At 37.6% G+C, this 16036-nt stretch carries 14 protein-coding genes and 2 tRNA genes; 11 read left to right on the forward strand and 5 right to left on the reverse strand.

Annotated elements, in window-relative coordinates:
- Window positions 1–134 precede the first annotated feature (134 nt).
- From ydiJ to GTH24_RS08160, 11 genes are all read left to right on the forward strand, one after another.
- Window positions 135–3191, forward strand: a complete 3057-nt coding sequence (gene ydiJ, locus GTH24_RS08110; protein WP_164526209.1) for a D-2-hydroxyglutarate dehydrogenase YdiJ — start codon at window positions 135–137, stop codon at window positions 3189–3191.
- Window positions 3188–3601: a 1,4-dihydroxy-2-naphthoyl-CoA hydrolase gene (gene menI / locus GTH24_RS08115; RefSeq protein ID WP_072070326.1), complete on the forward strand. Its 414-nt coding sequence runs from the start codon at window positions 3188–3190 to the stop codon at window positions 3599–3601. The genes ydiJ and menI overlap by 4 nt, the downstream gene beginning before the upstream one ends.
- A gap of 171 nt (window positions 3602–3772) precedes the next feature.
- Window positions 3773–4393, forward strand: a complete 621-nt coding sequence (locus GTH24_RS08120) for a hypothetical protein (protein ID WP_072070324.1) — start codon at window positions 3773–3775, stop codon at window positions 4391–4393.
- Window positions 4394–4810: 417 nt separating this feature from the next.
- On the forward strand, window positions 4811–5179 hold the full coding sequence (gene sufA, locus GTH24_RS08125) for a Fe-S cluster assembly scaffold SufA (RefSeq protein WP_072070322.1): 369 nt from the start codon (window positions 4811–4813) through the stop codon (window positions 5177–5179).
- A 17-nt stretch (window positions 5180–5196) separates the two neighbouring features.
- Window positions 5197–6699 (forward strand): Fe-S cluster assembly protein SufB, encoded by a 1503-nt coding sequence (gene sufB / locus GTH24_RS08130; RefSeq protein ID WP_072070320.1) that lies wholly within the window; start codon window positions 5197–5199, stop codon window positions 6697–6699.
- Between the two features lie 44 nt (window positions 6700–6743).
- The gene (gene sufC, locus GTH24_RS08135) at window positions 6744–7490 is read left to right on the forward strand and encodes a Fe-S cluster assembly ATPase SufC (RefSeq protein WP_072070316.1); all 747 of its coding nucleotides are present in this window, start codon (window positions 6744–6746) and stop codon (window positions 7488–7490) included.
- Window positions 7465–8772: a Fe-S cluster assembly protein SufD gene (sufD, locus tag GTH24_RS08140; RefSeq protein ID WP_164526210.1), complete on the forward strand. Its 1308-nt coding sequence runs from the start codon at window positions 7465–7467 to the stop codon at window positions 8770–8772. The genes sufC and sufD overlap by 26 nt, the downstream gene beginning before the upstream one ends.
- 11 nt (window positions 8773–8783) lie before the next feature.
- A complete protein-coding gene (sufS, locus tag GTH24_RS08145) occupies window positions 8784–10022 on the forward strand; it encodes a cysteine desulfurase SufS (RefSeq protein WP_164526211.1) in 1239 nt (412 codons plus the stop codon).
- A gap of 23 nt (window positions 10023–10045) precedes the next feature.
- Complete coding sequence (gene sufE / locus GTH24_RS08150; RefSeq protein ID WP_072070310.1) at window positions 10046–10474, forward strand: cysteine desulfuration protein SufE; 429 nt, start codon at window positions 10046–10048, stop codon at window positions 10472–10474.
- Window positions 10475–10591: 117 nt separating this feature from the next.
- Window positions 10592–11509, forward strand: a complete 918-nt coding sequence (locus tag GTH24_RS08155; RefSeq protein ID WP_164526212.1) for a L,D-transpeptidase family protein — start codon at window positions 10592–10594, stop codon at window positions 11507–11509.
- Window positions 11510–11615: 106 nt separating this feature from the next.
- A complete protein-coding gene (locus GTH24_RS08160; RefSeq protein WP_072070306.1) occupies window positions 11616–12131 on the forward strand; it encodes a hypothetical protein in 516 nt (171 codons plus the stop codon).
- Between the two features lie 89 nt (window positions 12132–12220).
- On the opposite strand, the gene GTH24_RS08165 is transcribed toward GTH24_RS08160, so the two are convergent.
- The 5 genes from GTH24_RS08165 to GTH24_RS08185 all read right to left on the reverse strand — a co-directional run bounded on the left by GTH24_RS08165 (window position 12221) and on the right by GTH24_RS08185 (window position 15984).
- The gene (locus tag GTH24_RS08165; protein WP_036937280.1) at window positions 12221–12460 is read right to left on the reverse strand and encodes a major outer membrane lipoprotein; all 240 of its coding nucleotides are present in this window, start codon (window positions 12458–12460) and stop codon (window positions 12221–12223) included.
- A 265-nt stretch (window positions 12461–12725) separates the two neighbouring features.
- Window positions 12726–13784: a linear amide C-N hydrolase gene (locus GTH24_RS08170; RefSeq protein ID WP_164526213.1), complete on the reverse strand. Its 1059-nt coding sequence runs from the start codon at window positions 13782–13784 to the stop codon at window positions 12726–12728.
- 152 nt (window positions 13785–13936) lie between these two features.
- Entirely contained in the window at window positions 13937–15349 is a 1413-nt protein-coding gene (pykF, locus tag GTH24_RS08175) for a pyruvate kinase PykF (protein ID WP_072070301.1), read from the reverse strand.
- 452 nt (window positions 15350–15801) lie between these two features.
- Window positions 15802–15878 (reverse strand) — tRNA-Val (locus GTH24_RS08180).
- 29 nt (window positions 15879–15907) lie between these two features.
- Window positions 15908–15984: transfer RNA gene (locus GTH24_RS08185), tRNA-Val, on the reverse strand.
- Window positions 15985–16036 lie beyond the last annotated feature (52 nt).

Consider the following 16036-nt stretch of genomic DNA (forward strand, 5'->3'; position numbering starts at 1 on the left):
AATTTGCCAGAATTGTATGATAAGGTGAACAGGTATCGGTCTGAAAGTACAAAATGAGTAAAAGTACCTCTTAGCATACATTTCAATATCAAAAATTAAGCAATGTGGACTATTAGATTAAAGAGCTATAACAAATGATCCCACGTATATCGCAAGCACCGCAAGTTAGTGAACTCACAACAGAATTTCTTGATACTCTTCGTAAGAATGGCTTCACCGGTGATATCTCCAGCAGTTACGCTGACAGACTCACTATGGCAACAGATAATAGTATTTACCAGTTATTACCACAGGCGGTGGTTTTTCCTCGCTCAACGGCTGACGTTACTATTGTTACACGCCTGGTCGATGAACCCAAATTTCATTCGCTTTCTTTGACACCAAGAGGCGGAGGTACCGGCACCAATGGACAGGCATTGACTGATGGTATAGTGGTTGATTTGTCTCGTTATATGAAACGTATTATTGAGATAAACCCAGAAGAACGTTGGGTTAAAGTTGAAGCTGGTGTGATAAAAGATGAGCTCAATCTGTTTTTAAAACCCTATGGCTTTTTTTTCGCACCAGAACTTTCTACCAGTAACCGAGCCACATTAGGTGGAATGATTAACACCGATGCCTCAGGGCAAGGTTCTATGGTTTATGGTAAAACCTCTGATCATGTCCTCGGTGTTCGGGCGGTCTTGTTAGGTGGCGAACTCCTTGAAACCCGCTCCATGGATACGGCATTAGCCGAGAATATCGCACAAGAAAGCTCTGCTATTGGGAAGGTTTATCGAACAGTTTTATCCCGTTGCAAAGAGCAACGAAAACTTATTCTTGAAAAATTCCCTAAATTAAACCGCTTTTTAACGGGATATGATTTGCGTCATGTTTTTAGTGATGACATGAAACGCTTTGATTTAACGCGAATTTTAACCGGTTCAGAGGGTACACTGGCATTTATTACTGAAGCAACGCTGGATATCACGCCCATTCCTAAACAACGTAGCTTAGTAAATGTAAAATATGATTCTTTTGATTCTGCATTGCGTAACGCACCTTTTTTAGTTAAAGCCAATGCACTTTCTGTTGAAACCGTTGATTCCAAAGTCTTGAATCTTGCTCGTGAAGATATTGTGTGGCATTCCGTCAAAGAACTGATCACGGATGTGGCAGATAAAGATATGCAAGGCCTTAATATTGTTGAGTTTGCGGGTGATGATGAAGCATTAATTCATTCTCAAGTTACATCATTATGTCAGCGTTTAGACTCATTAATGAAAGAGGGACAAAGCGGTGTTATTGGTTATCAAGTGTGTGATGATTTAGCGAATATTAACCGCATTTATGCCATGCGTAAAAAAGCGGTTGGTTTATTAGGTAATGCAAAAGGGCAAGCAAAGCCTATTCCTTTTGTAGAAGATACCTGTGTACCACCAGAACATCTTGCTGATTATATTACAGAATTTAGAGCGTTACTTGACAGTCATCAACTCAATTATGGCATGTTTGGGCATGTTGATGCGGGTGTATTGCACGTAAGACCTGCACTTGATATGTGCGATCCACAACAAGAATTGCTGATGAAATCTATCTCAGATGACATTGTTACGTTAACAGCCAAATATGGTGGGTTACTTTGGGGTGAACATGGAAAAGGCTTTAGAGCGCAATACAGCCCTGAATTTTTTGGTGAAACGCTCTATCACGAACTTCGCCAGATAAAAACGGTGTTTGATCCTCGAAATCGACTTAATCCTGGGAAAATCTGTCCTCCGTTAGAGGTTGATGAACCTATGAAACAAGTTGATACCATTAAACGAGGCACCTTTGATCGCACCATCCCTTTATCTGTCCGTCAAGATTTTAAAGGGGCTTTAGACTGTAATGGTAATGGGCTTTGCTTTAATTTTGATGCGAAAAGCCCGATGTGTCCTTCCATGAAAATTAGTGGGCAACGCATTCATTCACCTAAAGGGCGAGCTGCACTTGTAAGGGAGTGGCTACGTTTATTAACAGAGCAAGGTGTTAGCCCAAAACAACTTGGATCTAGCCTAGAAAATAATAAACCTAGCTTAAGAAGTTTGATTGAAAAAACACGTAATACATGGAAAGCAAAACGTGGCGAATATGATTTTTCACATGAAGTGAAAGTGGCTATGAATGGCTGTTTAGCTTGTAAAGCCTGTTCAACTCAGTGCCCGATTAAAATTGACGTACCGTCATTTCGTTCTAAATTTACTGAATTGTACCACCAGCGCTATTTACGGCCATTAAAAGATCATATTGTTGCAAATGTTGAATTAACAACTCCTATCATGGCTAAAGCGCCGGGATTCTTTAATTTTTTTATGAAGCAAACCTTGGTGCAGTCATTAAGTAAACATACCATAGGAATGGTAGATTTACCGTTGCTGTCATCGCCAACATTAAAACAACAACTAGCTGGGCACCACGCTCTAGATATGACGTTAGAAGATTTAGAACGTTTATCAGATAAGCAACGAAGTCATTATGTGTTGGTGGTGCAAGATCCTTTTACTAGCTATTACGATGCAAAAGTGGTCGCGGATTTTATCAAACTTATTGAAAAAATTGGGTTTAAACCTGTTTTACTGCCTTTTTCACCAAATGGAAAGGCGCAACATATTAAAGGTTTTTTACAAAAATTCAGTAAAACAGCACAAAAAACGTCAACTATGCTTAATCGTGTTGCAAAATTAGACATTCCAATGGTGGGCGTTGATCCCGCATTAGTACTTTGTTATCGCGATGAATATCGTGAAATACTGGGTGATAAGCGTGGTGATTTTAATGTTCAACTAGTTCATGAGTGGCTAAATAAATTAGTGAGTGAACCAATAGCTGTTCGTGATGATGCTGAAAAATGGTATCTTTTCGGGCATTGTACGGAAGTGACGGCACTACCACAAAGTATGAAACAGTGGCAGACAATTTTCCAACGTTATGGGCAACAACTCGAATTTGTAAGTACTGGATGTTGTGGAATGGCTGGTACTTATGGACATGAACTGAACAATTATGAAAACTCATTAGGCATTTACCAACTCTCATGGGGTAATGCACTAAAAACATTGCCGACAATGCGTTGCTTAAGCACAGGGTATTCGTGTCGTAGCCAAGTAAAACGTATTGATAATATTGAGCTTAAACACCCACTACAGGCGCTATTGGAGATTATGCCATGATATGGAAACGTGAAACGACAATCGAGCATCTTAATCATATTGGCCAAAACAATATGATGAGCCATTTAGGTATTGAATTAACGTGCCTTGGTGATGATTATCTTGAAGGAACAATGCCTGTTGATCATCGTACAAAACAACCTCTAGGTTTGTTGCATGGCGGTGCTTCTGTTGTTTTAGCTGAAACCCTAGGATCGGTTGCTGGGTATCTTTGTACCGAAGGGGAACAGAAAATTGTGGGTTTAGAAATTAACGCTAATCATATTCGTTCAGCCAGAGAAGGTAAGGTGAGAGGGGTATGTAAACCTATTCATTTAGGGCGTTCTCATCAAGTGTGGTCAATAGAAATATTTGATGATGAGGATCGTCAAGTGTGTATTTCAAGATTAACCACATCGGTTATTTCTTAAGAAAGTAAAAAATTAAACGCACAAAGTGAAATACTCGCTTTGTGCGTTTTTATGTTTATAGATAATGAGAAAAAGAATAAAAATAGAGAACGAAAATAGAAATTATTCTTTATTTAGACTTTATTTTTAATGATAATCATTATCTTCATAATAAAAGAAAAGACGCTCACAATGTTAACTATTTCAAAATTCAACACCGCAGCATTATTAATTGCAGGTTTATTACTCACCGGATGTGATAATAATTCTACCTCTAAAGCGAGTAACAATATAAGTAATATTCCAGTACAAAATATTTCTGGTTTTAATATGGCGTATCCCACTTCATTTTCAATGAGCAGAGAGGATACTGAAAACTATTTTAAAATATTGCCTGATAATGTTCAGGACGTTACAACAGAAATGATAGTTTATAAATCAAATCCTATTTGTGATTTGTCAGAAGTTCGTCTGGTTTATTTTAAAATGGCCGATGCAATGACTTACGATGTGGATGCTGGAGCACAAGGCATCATTGATAATATTGCGATAATTGATGGTATGAATGAGATTTTTACATCAATAAAACCATTAACCATTCCAAGTGTTGAAAGCCGTCATGTTCTTTTTGAAGGAAATATGGCAAGAGAAAATGTGAGCTATGAAGGTGTTTTAGTGGCAGATCTTAGCACTAATCGCGTTTGGCAACTACAATTTATTAGTACAATAAACAGCCAGTCTAACAAGCAAAAATACAAACAACTTATTGAATGTACAAGAGAACATATTCAAACCATTTCAATTAATAAATAAGTTCAGCAAACACACAATACAATAAGAAGTTATTCCATCAGTGGTGCTATCTTATTCCTCATGACAAGCATAAAAATGAAATGTCTGTACTGAAAATACCATCGTGTAGATACATATTTTTATGCTTTTTTCTCTCGATTTCAGTGATAACATATAAAGTGTATTTATATTGCAACTTATATGCTTATTGTGCGAATTATAAGAAAAATTAAAAGTTTTATTTTTTGTTATAAAAAAAGACAAAAGTGATATATTACATAGCTTTAAAAATAAAACTTAACAAATTTAACGCAATAAAAGAACAAAAAACATACATTTGCATAATATCCTTTCAAAAGACATGGTTGAAGTGATAAGGGTTATCATTACCATTAGTGTCAGGAAAGATATCAATCTCCTTTCGAAATGAGGTCAGAAATGACAAACAACGTTGAAACTTTTTCTCTTAACGACACAGCTTGGCAAGGCATTGTACTGACGGATAATGCAGCAAAACATATTTGCCATTTAGTTGAGAAAAACCCTGAAAAACAGGGGCTTTCCTTAAATATCAAACCCTCTGGTTGTACTGGGTATGGTTATGTTATTGAACTCGTAGCAGGCCCTAATGAAGATGATATTGTGTATGAACATAATGGCGCAAAACTGTTTGTTTCATTGAAAGCAATGCCATTCATTGATGGGCTTGTTGTTGATTATGTTCGTGAAGGACTTAATCAAATGTTTAAATTTAATAATCCTAAAGCTCAAAACGTCTGCGGATGTGGTGAGAGCTTTGGGGTATAACATAGTGAAGTCAGATTATGTCTCAGAGCAATGTTGAAATTGGTGATGAAGTTCAGGGATGGCTAAGCGATCACCACTATAAAGAAGGTTTTTATACCGATATATCAACTGACACCTTAGAAAAAGGATTAAATGAAGCGGTTGTACGTGCAATATCGGCAAAAAGAAACGAGCCAGAGTGGATGCTGGAATTTCGTTTAGATGCATATCGCCATTGGCTAGAAATGGAAGAGCCGCATTGGCTAAAAGCGGATTATCCATCACTTAATTACCAAGATTATAGCTATTATTCTGCGCCTTCTTGCAGTTCATGTTGTGCTAACGGCAGTTGTGCTGGTGGTACAAATGAAGCAGTAACCAGTGATAAGCAAGCTGTGCAAGATTATTTAACTAAAGAAGTTGAAGATGCCTTTAACCAACTGGGTGTTCCTGTAAGAGAAGGGCAAGCGGTTGCGGTTGATGCAATTTTTGACTCTGTTTCAGTTTCAACTACATATCGTGAAGAGCTTGCTGAACATGGCATTATTTTCTGCTCATTTAGCGAAGCTATTCAAGAATACCCTGATTTAGTGCGTCAGTATTTAGGCACTGTTGTATCAAGCCATGATAACTACTTTGCCGCACTGAATGCCGCCGTCGCGTCTGATGGAACTTTTGTCTATATTCCAAAAGGGGTACGTTGCCCAATGGAGTTATCGACTTATTTCCGTATTAATGCGGCTCAAACAGGTCAATTTGAACGAACTATTCTGGTCGCTGATGAAGGCAGTTATGTCAGTTATATCGAAGGTTGTTCAGCGCCGGTTCGTGATAGTTATCAACTTCATGCTGCTGTGGTTGAAGTCATTATTCATAAAGATGCTGAAGTAAAATATTCTACTGTACAAAACTGGTTCTCTGGTGGCGATAGTGAAGGTGGCATTCTTAACTTTGTAACTAAACGCGCTATCTGCGAAGGCGAAAATGCCAAGATGTCGTGGACGCAGTCAGAAACGGGCTCTGCAATCACTTGGAAATACCCAAGCGTGATTTTAAAAGGGGATAATTCTACGGCTGAATTTTTCTCGGTTGCTCTAACTAACGGTAATCAACAAGCAGATACCGGTACTAAGATGATCCATATTGGCAAAAATACCAAATCAACCATTATCTCTAAAGGTATTTCAGCGGGTAAAAGTCAAAATAGTTACCGTGGACTTGTGAAAGTCCTTCCTGGTGCAAAAAATGCCCGCAATTTTACACAATGTGATTCTATGTTAATTGGTACGCAATGTGGCGCACATACTTTTCCATATGTTGAGGTAATGAATAACTCAGCACAGCTTGAACACGAAGCGACAACGTCACGCATTGGTGAAGATCAACTGTTTTATTGTCGTCAACGTGGATTAAGTGAAGATGATGCAATCTCAATGATTGTAAACGGATTTTGTAAAGACGTGTTCTCAGAATTACCGCTGGAATTTGCTGTAGAAGCACAAAAATTATTAGCAATCAGCTTAGAGCATAGCGTTGGTTAAGTATTAATCAAATTCTGGGTGTAACGATACCGAAGGCATATATTATGTTAGATATTAAAAATTTACATGTCAGTGTTGAAGGCAATGAAATCCTGAAAGGGCTAGATTTGCAAGTTCGTGCAGGTGAAGTTCATGCGATTATGGGGCCAAATGGTTCAGGTAAAAGTACCTTATCCGCAACACTCGCTGGCCGTGAAGAATATGAAGTAGATGAAGGTTCTATTACTTTCAAAAATAAAGATTTATTAGAATTAGAACCTGAAGATCGCGCAGGTGAGGGTATTTTTATGGCATTTCAATACCCTGTTGAAATCCCCGGTGTCAGTAATCAGTTTTTCTTACAATCTTCAGTGAATGCGGTAAGAGAATATCGTGGACAAGAGCCATTAGATCGCTTTGATTTTGAAGATTTTATTGAAGATAAAATCAAATTACTGGATATGCCTCAAGATTTGTTAACACGTTCTGTTAACGTGGGCTTCTCAGGTGGTGAGAAAAAACGTAACGATATTTTGCAAATGGCCGCCCTAGAACCAGAACTGTGCATTTTAGATGAAACCGACTCAGGTCTTGATATTGACGCATTAAAAATCGTGTCTAATGGTGTTAATAGCCTACGTGATGGTAAACGTGCGTTTATTGTTGTAACACACTATCAACGTATTCTTGATTATATTAAACCTGATTTTGTACATGTGCTTTATCAGGGAAAAATCATTAAATCAGGTGATTTTTCATTGGCGCAAAAATTGGAGGAACAAGGTTATGGCTGGCTTATTGACCCTCAATGAAAAGCGTGAAAAACAGCGCCAAGTTGAATTACGTAATCAACAAGCACTAAAAATATTTTCTGAATTATATCATCAACGTAAAGGTGACGATAACTTCAACGCTCGTAATCATTGGTTGCAAGTTGAGAAAGTAGGTTTTCCTATTTATCGCCATGAAGATTGGCACTATACACCATTAGATGAGACGTTAAGCCAAAGTTATCAACAGTTACCCCCTTTTGATGTGCAAAGCTTAATTACTAAACATGCTTTAGCACTTGATTGCTATCGTGTTGTAATGGTGAATGGTACGTTTTCGCCAACAGAAAGTAGTAAAGAATTCGGCCCTTATCAGGTGACCTTACTTGATAATCAGAGTGAGCTACCTGAGGCCGTCAATGGTGAAATTTTTCTGCATTTAGTTGAAAGTTTAGCGCCACACCCTTTGCTTATTACACTGAAAAACGGTGTTATTGCGGATAAACCGCTTTATATCCTTAATATTACACAAGGTGAGCATGGTGCGAAGGTGAATAACGCGAATTATCGTTTTCATCTTGATGTGGGTGCTAATACACAAATGCAGGTCATTGAGCATTATATCAGCAGTAATAATGAAAATCGTCATTTTACTGGCGCGAGATTAACGGCAACGATTGGTGATAATGCCTCTTTTAGCCATATCAAATTAAGTTTTGAAAATGCAGAAAGTCAGCACTTTGCACATAACGATCTGACTATAGGTCGTGATGCTCGTGTTAATAGTTATGCTTTCTTATTGGGTGCTAAACTCAGCCGACACCATACTAGCTCTGCGCTAAAAGGTGAAAATACAGAGCTTTCGATGAATAGCGTTGTATTACCTAAAGCCGGAGAAATTGCTGATACTCGTACTTGGTTGGTTCATGGTGAGAAAAATTGCCAAAGTCGTCAACTACATAAAAGTATTGCAATGGATGCAGGAAAGGCCGTATTTAACGGTATGATCACTGTTACGCCACAAGCATTAAAAACAGACGGTCAAATGACGAATAACAATCTGTTGCTGGGTGATAAAGCGCAAATCGATACCAAACCACAACTTGAAATTTATGCCGACGATGTAAAATGTAGTCATGGCGCTACAGTGGGTAGAATTGATGATGAACAGTTGTTTTATTTACGCTCACGCGGCATTCCTTTAAGCGATGCTCGTAAAATGATTATTCATGCATTTGCTGCTGAATTAACTGAATCGTTAGAAAATAGTGTGATTAAATCGCTTGTATTAGACAGAATTAATCAGCGCTTATTAGAGGTATAAAATAAGGCATTATGACGCATTCCATTGAAAAAGCGCGAGATGACTTTCCAATTCTTTCACAACAAGTGAAAGGAAAACCACTGGTCTACCTCGACAGTGCCGCAAGTGCTCAAAAACCGGCTTGCGTCATTGAACATGAAAAACAGTTTGCCTTAACAGAATATGCCGCGGTTCATCGCGGCATTCATACGTTAAGTGCAAATGCGACAACGTTGGTTGAAAATGTCCGTAAAAAAGCCTGTGATTTTTTAGGTGCCAATAGTGAAGAAGAGATTGTTTTTGTTAAAGGAACAACGGAAGGGATCAACCTAATTGCAAATGTGTATAGCCAACGATTTTTAAATGATGGTGACAATATCATCATCACAGAAATGGAACATCACGCAAATATTGTTCCATGGTATATGCTGGCAAAACAGTATGGTTTTCATGTTCGCATTTTACCGTTATTACAAGATGGTACGCTGGACTTAAGTCAGTTACCTAGTTTAATTGATGAGCGAACAAAATTACTTAGTATTACTCATCAATCAAATGTATTAGGTACAGTGAACCCAGTTGCAAACATTATTTATGATGCTCGGCAATATGCTTCTCAACAAGATGGTGAATTACATATCTTGGTTGATGGTGCGCAGAGCGTAATGCATCAACCCATTAATGTTTCACAACTTGATTGTGACTTTTTTGTTTGTAGTGCTCATAAGCTTTATGGGCCGACAGGGATTGGTTTGTTGTACGGTAAAAAGGTAGTGCTCGATGAATTGCCACCTTGGGAAGGCGGTGGTGCAATGATAAAACATGTCCATATCAATGGTGATATTACCTATGCGGATGCACCTTGGCGTTTTGAAGCGGGTACGCCTAACATTATGGGGATGATTGGGTTAGGTGCTGCATTAGATTATCTTTCAGATTTAGGCATGAATAATATTGCGAAATATGAGAATAGTATAATGAAGTATGCACAAGAGCAGCTACAAAAAGTAAAATCATTAACGCTGTATGGCAATGATTCTCGCCAAGGTGTGATAGCCTTTAATTTAGGTAAACATCACGCTTATGATGTAGGTGCTTTTCTTGATAATTATGGTATTGCGATCCGTACTGGGCATCATTGTGCTATGCCAATTATGGATTATTATCAGGTTACTGCAATGTGTCGCGCATCTCTTGGGTTGTATACTAATAAAAACGATATAGATGCACTGGTTAATGCACTATTGCGTGTCGAAATGCTATTAGGTTAAAGATTAAAACAAAGAGGTTATTCATGGCAGTTGCCAATTTGCCAGATGAAGCAAAATTATTACGCAATTTCTCTCGTTGTCAGGATTGGGAACAACGTTATCTTTATATGATGGAGCTAGGTGAGCGTCTTCCTTCTCTAACAGAAGAACAACGTATTTCAGCTAACTTTATTGAAGGTTGCCAAAGCCAAGTTTGGATTGCTGTTTCTCTTAATGAGAATAAACAACTTATCCTTGCTGGTGATAGTGATGCAGGCATTGTTAAAGGGTTAGTCGCCTTGGTTATTATCTTATTCCAAGGTAAAACAGTTGAGCAAGCTTTAGCGACGGATGTAAAACATTATTTCTCATCATTAGCACTAGAAAGTCACTTAACGCCATCTAGAACACAAGGTTTACATGCAATGGTGACAACGCTTATTAGGCGTTTTTCAGAATACACTGTAGCGTAAATGTTACCTTATCCCTCATTAATGATCTAAACTGACTAATTATATGAATAGCATAACAATGATAATGTTATCATCATAATAGTCAGTTTATTTTATTTCTAACACACGGGATAAACGATGAAAAAATGGTTAACTCTCTTGGGTGCATCGCTATTAGGAATGAGTAGTCACTTATCTTATGCTACAGAATACCTATTACCCGATGATGGCCAGCGTATTATTGGTAATAATCAATCTTACATTGTGCCGGATGATAAGCATTCACTAGAAGCGATAGCGTCTGAATATCAAGTGGGATTGCTCAATATGATGGAAGCAAATCCAGGCATTGATCCTCTTTTACCCGATGCCGGTAAAGCATTAACGATCCCGCTACAGATGATTTTACCGGACACTGTGCGAAAAGGTATTGTTATCAATCTTGCCGAATTGCGCCTTTATTATTATCCCAAAGAAGGTGGTACGGTTGATGTTTATCCTATCGGTATTGGTCAATTAGGGCGTGAAACACCTGAAATGGTGACTTCTATTTCTCAACTTATAAAAGATCCCACTTGGACACCAACGACTAATATTCGCAAAAATTATGCAGCAAAAGGGATAACATTGCCGGCGGTTGTTCCTGCTGGCCCTGAAAACCCTATGGGGGCTTATGCGTTAAGATTGGCTCATAGCAGGGGCGAATACCTTATTCATGGTACTAACGCTGATTTTGGTATCGGTTTAAGAGTGAGCTCAGGTTGCATTCGTTTACGTCCGAATGATATTGAGACATTATTTAATGTTGTACCCAAAGGAAGCCGAGTTCAGGTTATCAATAAACCGATTAAATTTACTGAAACTGCAGACGGTAGGCAATTTATTGAAGTTCATCAGCCACTATCACGCGATGAAAATGACGATCCCCAAACTATGCCTTTTACATTTACGAAGCAATTTAATGCTTGGTATGAAAGTGGCAAAGTCGATAAAGATAAAGTCGATGCAGAGCTTATTCGTCGTTCTGGTATTCCTGTAGAGGTTACAGCCTACTAAGTTTGGATGATAGTTTATAAGTAGCAAAAGACTTCTTTATAAAATCAATAGCGTTAAAGATACCTTACTATAAGTAATATTATTTTACTGATAATAAGGAAATTTAGTGAGAGTTTCAGCTAATAAGATAAAGAGAAATAACAGTATCACGCCTAGCATGGCGGATAATTCTGGTTTGCTATTTAATAAGTTATCTCAGGTGATAAATAGCTGTAAAACATTTTTAATTGGGGATAAAAAGCTAAAAAGTGAAAATATTCAATTAATGTGCGAGGAGCTTCTTCAGCGAGTCATTCCTAAAGAGGGATGTAGGGCATATGAGTTAATTGAAATAGAGACTTTGCCTGATAAGGTTAGCTCCAGAGTATCTTACTCAAAGTATTCAAAGTCAGTGACAGAGCTATTTAATATTCTAGAGAATGAATTAAAAAAAGTCAGTGGCATGGAATATTTTGTACTGACGAAAGATCAACAAAAAAATGTTGATAAAATTAAGGATACATTTAGTCAGATATCTACTCAAACAGACAAAAATATCAGATATAACTCATACCTAGCAACGAATCTTAATTTAAATGAGCGTATAAAAGCTTTTGGCATTGATACACTTAATAATAATTAAAAACCTTATAAAAACCAAAGCCCTAACATTGTTAGGGCTTTGCTATTAATGCTTACCTAAAGCTGTTTTCAGCTTATTGGTGAGTCAAATTACTTTTTATAAGTAGTGACTTGGTTATCTAAACGTTGATTAGCACGAGCTGCTTCGTCATAAGCTGATTTAGCTTCAGCACGCGCAGATTGTACATCACTACTTAGTTGTTGAACTTGAGAGTTCAGGCTACTTACATCAGAAGAGATTTGATCTAACTGTGCATTATTACTAGAAGAACAACCTGCTAATAAGCCTGAAGCCAGAATTACCGCACCTAGTACAAGTTTCGCTTTCATAGTTACAACCTCTATTATTAATTTGTGTAAAGGAACAAGTAGCATTTATATGAAACCATTAATAAGTATGGCACAGATATAAGAAAATGCTGGATTTATTTACTATATTCTACTTACTCATTAACTGAACAATAGAAAAAATAACACCTAAAACGCAAATATTCAGTACAAAAAATGCGTGTTATTTCACAAAAGAATTTTATTCATAAAAGTCTGATAGAAAAAAATATTATCTGTTCTTTTTTATTATTGCTCACGCTTTTATCTATAAATTACCTTCTAAATTTACTTTTATGAAAATAGGCTCTGCTTCATTTTTAAATGCTTCAAGCGTAAACTTTTGAAAGTTAAGATTGTTATACCCTCTAAAAAAGAGTATTCCTCGTTCTAAATCGGTGAGCGTTGTCCACACTGAAAATTCACTTGTATGAAGCGCTTTTAACGTGTCATGGCCTAGCAATGGATCGATTGTAGAATTTTTAGGGCGATCGAAACGGTTCATGATATGCGCTAATTCAATGAGTTGTATATCAGGATCAGACACCTGGTGATAATACGTTGTATAGTAAACCGCACGAATAAATCTATCGACAGAAGTATCAGAGCTTGGTAAGGAAGCTAAAGCAATTCCACTATCTGGTTGTTTGACTTTAATATTTCCCAATGTGCTGGTGGAAATATTAACATTAGAAAGATGAGTGTAATTATTTAAGTTAGTAAGATGCCATGGGAATAATGGGCCATTGGTCATGCAATAAGTAGGATTATCATAAATATGCAAACGACCATCAGAAACTTCAACAACAATGCAAGCTCCTGTTTTATCGTAAAAAGCATAATGAAAAGGGCTGGGTAAGTTGCGTAAAAGTAATAGTTTTTGTGACCAAAAAGCCGTTTTAGGAATGGCTTTCCTTAATTCTTCAACGGTTGCATATTGTGCTAAAGCCCATTCACCGATTGCCGCAATAGGTACTGACGTTGAGTAATCTTGCGGGGTAATATCATCGAGCTTTGAATCAGGAAGCATATTCAAGCTAAAAGAAAGCCCTTGTGTATTGACTCCTTCCAGTACGTCTTTTGTCCCTTCTAAATTAATGGGTGCTGTAATGGCAATAAAAGGGTATTTAACAGTATATTTTAGCCCTGGTGTACCGTCTGGTGCATTCTGTTGGAAAGTATGTGCTTTAGGATAATATGCAAATATTGAAGCGGGTTTATCTGTTGAGAACTCCATTGTTCTACCATGGTAAATGCGATTTTTTTTATCTTTAATCGCGAGGGTAGTACAAGCGAAGACATTAGTATTTATTGTATCATCAGGCATTTTATATCCTTATTTAGCGTATATGAATAAAAGGCTTACTAAAAGGATAGAAGAAGTGGTAAAGAAAAGTGAATAAATAAACGAGATGTGGGTGAATAATAAAAAACGCCACTTAAAAAGCGGCGTTTTGAACAATTAATATACTGTGCAAATTACAGAACGTGAACAGATGAAGTATTTGTTGTACCACTATCAACTAATGCGCCTGTTACCATAACAACGCGATCACCAGCATGAGCTAAACCACTTGCTAATGCAGCTTCTTTACCGATACGGTAGAAGTCATCAGTAGAAGAAATTTCATTAACTAATTGAGTTGTTACACCTTTAACTAATAGAAGTTGACGAGCGGTTTCTTCATTGTTTGTTAAGGCTAAGATTGGTGCTGTTGGAAAATATTTACGGATAGAACGTGCTGATTTACCGCCGAAAGTAGCAACAACGATAAGTGGAGAATCTAAGTTATCAGCCATTTCAACTGCACCGCGACATACTGCTTCAGTCACACGCAGTTTTGCACCTTTTTGGCTTACTTCGAGACGTGATTTCATGATGCGGTCAGTACGATCACAAATCGTAGCCATGATAGTTACCGCTTCTACTGGGTATTTACCTTTTGCACTTTCACCTGACAGCATAACCGCGTCAGTACCATCTAAGATAGCATTCGCAACGTCACCCGCTTCAGCACGAGTAGGGCGTGGATTTTTGATCATTGAATCTAACATTTGCGTTGCAGTGATAACTACTTTGCGCGCAGCGTTACATTTTTCAATCATCATTTTCTGTGCAAAGATAACTTCTTCAACAGGAATTTCAACACCTAAGTCACCACGTGCAACCATGATACCGTCAGAGGCTTCTAAAATTTCATCAAAATTATTCAAGCCTTCTTGGTTCTCAATTTTTGAGATGATCATGATGTTTTCGCCACCGTGTGCCTTTAAGTGTGCACGCATTTCTTCAACATCAGAACGTTTACGAATGAATGAAGCTGCAACAAAGTCAACGCCTTGTTCGCAACCAAAGATAAGATCTTGTTTATCTTTTTCTGCTAATGCAGGTAAACCGATAGAAACGCCAGGTAAGTTAACACCTTTGTTTTCACCTAAGTCACCGTTGTTTAAAACTTCACAAACAACTTCAGTATCAGTAACTTTTGTTACTTTCATACCGATAAGGCCATCATCAACTAATACAGTATTACCAACGGTTAAATCTTTTGCGAAACCTTCATAAGTTACAGCTACGCGATCTTTATTACCAACAACAGATTTGTCTGTAGTAAAAGTGAAAGTTTGGCCAGCAACTAAAGCGACATCGTTACCACCTTCTAATTTGATGGTGCGGATTTCTGGGCCTTTAGTATCTAATAAAATAGCGGCTTTTTTGCCTGTTTTAGCACATACGTTACGCAGGTTTTTGATACGGTTGCCATGCTCTTCATAGTCACCGTGAGAGAAGTTTAGACGCATAACATTCATGCCTGCGTCCAGTAATTGATTCAGTTTTTCTTCAGATTCGGTTTTTGGTCCGATGGTGCAAACAATTTTTGTCTTTTTCATGGCAGTCTATTTAATGGTTGTATTGTAATGGATGAATAAGGGTTAATGTCGCTATTTTTAATCAACTGTGCGAAACAGAATATGTAAACTCATCTCTAATGGATAAGTTGCGCAACATGTTAATGATCTAGCAACACCACAAAAAACTTGTCACTATTTTGTATCAATGGTTGGTAGACATCTTACATTATAGTCTATCACGTTTCATTTGTTCTGTTTTCTAAAGATGCCCGTAAATCAATACGCTGAAACCTTTCAACAAAATTATGTTTCGTATTATAGAGGTTAATTTCTATGAAGAAAATCGAAAAAAGGTAAATTTAAGTGATGTGATCAAAATACGGTGCTGACTGCTTGTTTTTTAAACGTTTTGTTGCGCAATAAATTTTTGCAAGCTGAATTAATTATTTTGTAGGGTAGGTAAGATGAGTGAAAATCAAAAAAAAGAGAAATGGTGCGTCCAAGTGGACTCGAACCACCGACCCCCACCATGTCAAGGTGGTGCTCTAACCAACTGAGCTATGGACGCACTGTATTGAGATGTTGTTGAAAAATAAATGGTGCGTCCAAGTGGACTCGAACCACCGACCCCCACCATGTCAAGGTGGTGCTCTAACCAACTGAGCTATGGACGCATTATCTATTCTGGGTAACAACGGGAACGAATATTAACGAGATGATCCGATT

This window comes from Proteus vulgaris (assembly GCF_011045815.1).
In the GTDB taxonomy this organism is placed as follows: Bacteria; Pseudomonadota; Gammaproteobacteria; order Enterobacterales; family Enterobacteriaceae; genus Proteus; species Proteus vulgaris_B.

Excerpts from the sequence above, each read along its gene's own strand:
- GTH24_RS08170 (WP_164526213.1), bottom strand. The coding sequence starts at position 13,784 with ATGCCTGATGATACAATAAATACTAATGTCTTCGCTTGTACTACCCTC.
- GTH24_RS08165 (WP_036937280.1), bottom strand. The coding sequence starts at position 12,460 with ATGAAAGCGAAACTTGTACTAGGTGCGGTAATTCTGGCTTCAGGCTTA.
- GTH24_RS08155 (WP_164526212.1), top strand. The coding sequence starts at position 10,592 with ATGAAAAAATGGTTAACTCTCTTGGGTGCATCGCTATTAGGAATGAGT.
- sufD (WP_164526210.1), top strand. The coding sequence starts at position 7,465 with ATGGCTGGCTTATTGACCCTCAATGAAAAGCGTGAAAAACAGCGCCAA.
- pykF (WP_072070301.1), bottom strand. The coding sequence starts at position 15,349 with ATGAAAAAGACAAAAATTGTTTGCACCATCGGACCAAAAACCGAATCT.
- sufC (WP_072070316.1), top strand. The coding sequence starts at position 6,744 with ATGTTAGATATTAAAAATTTACATGTCAGTGTTGAAGGCAATGAAATC.
- sufB (WP_072070320.1), top strand. The coding sequence starts at position 5,197 with ATGTCTCAGAGCAATGTTGAAATTGGTGATGAAGTTCAGGGATGGCTA.
- sufE (WP_072070310.1), top strand. The coding sequence starts at position 10,046 with ATGGCAGTTGCCAATTTGCCAGATGAAGCAAAATTATTACGCAATTTC.
- ydiJ (WP_164526209.1), top strand. The coding sequence starts at position 135 with ATGATCCCACGTATATCGCAAGCACCGCAAGTTAGTGAACTCACAACA.
- menI (WP_072070326.1), top strand. The coding sequence starts at position 3,188 with ATGATATGGAAACGTGAAACGACAATCGAGCATCTTAATCATATTGGC.
- sufA (WP_072070322.1), top strand. The coding sequence starts at position 4,811 with ATGACAAACAACGTTGAAACTTTTTCTCTTAACGACACAGCTTGGCAA.
- GTH24_RS08120 (WP_072070324.1), top strand. The coding sequence starts at position 3,773 with ATGTTAACTATTTCAAAATTCAACACCGCAGCATTATTAATTGCAGGT.
- sufS (WP_164526211.1), top strand. The coding sequence starts at position 8,784 with ATGACGCATTCCATTGAAAAAGCGCGAGATGACTTTCCAATTCTTTCA.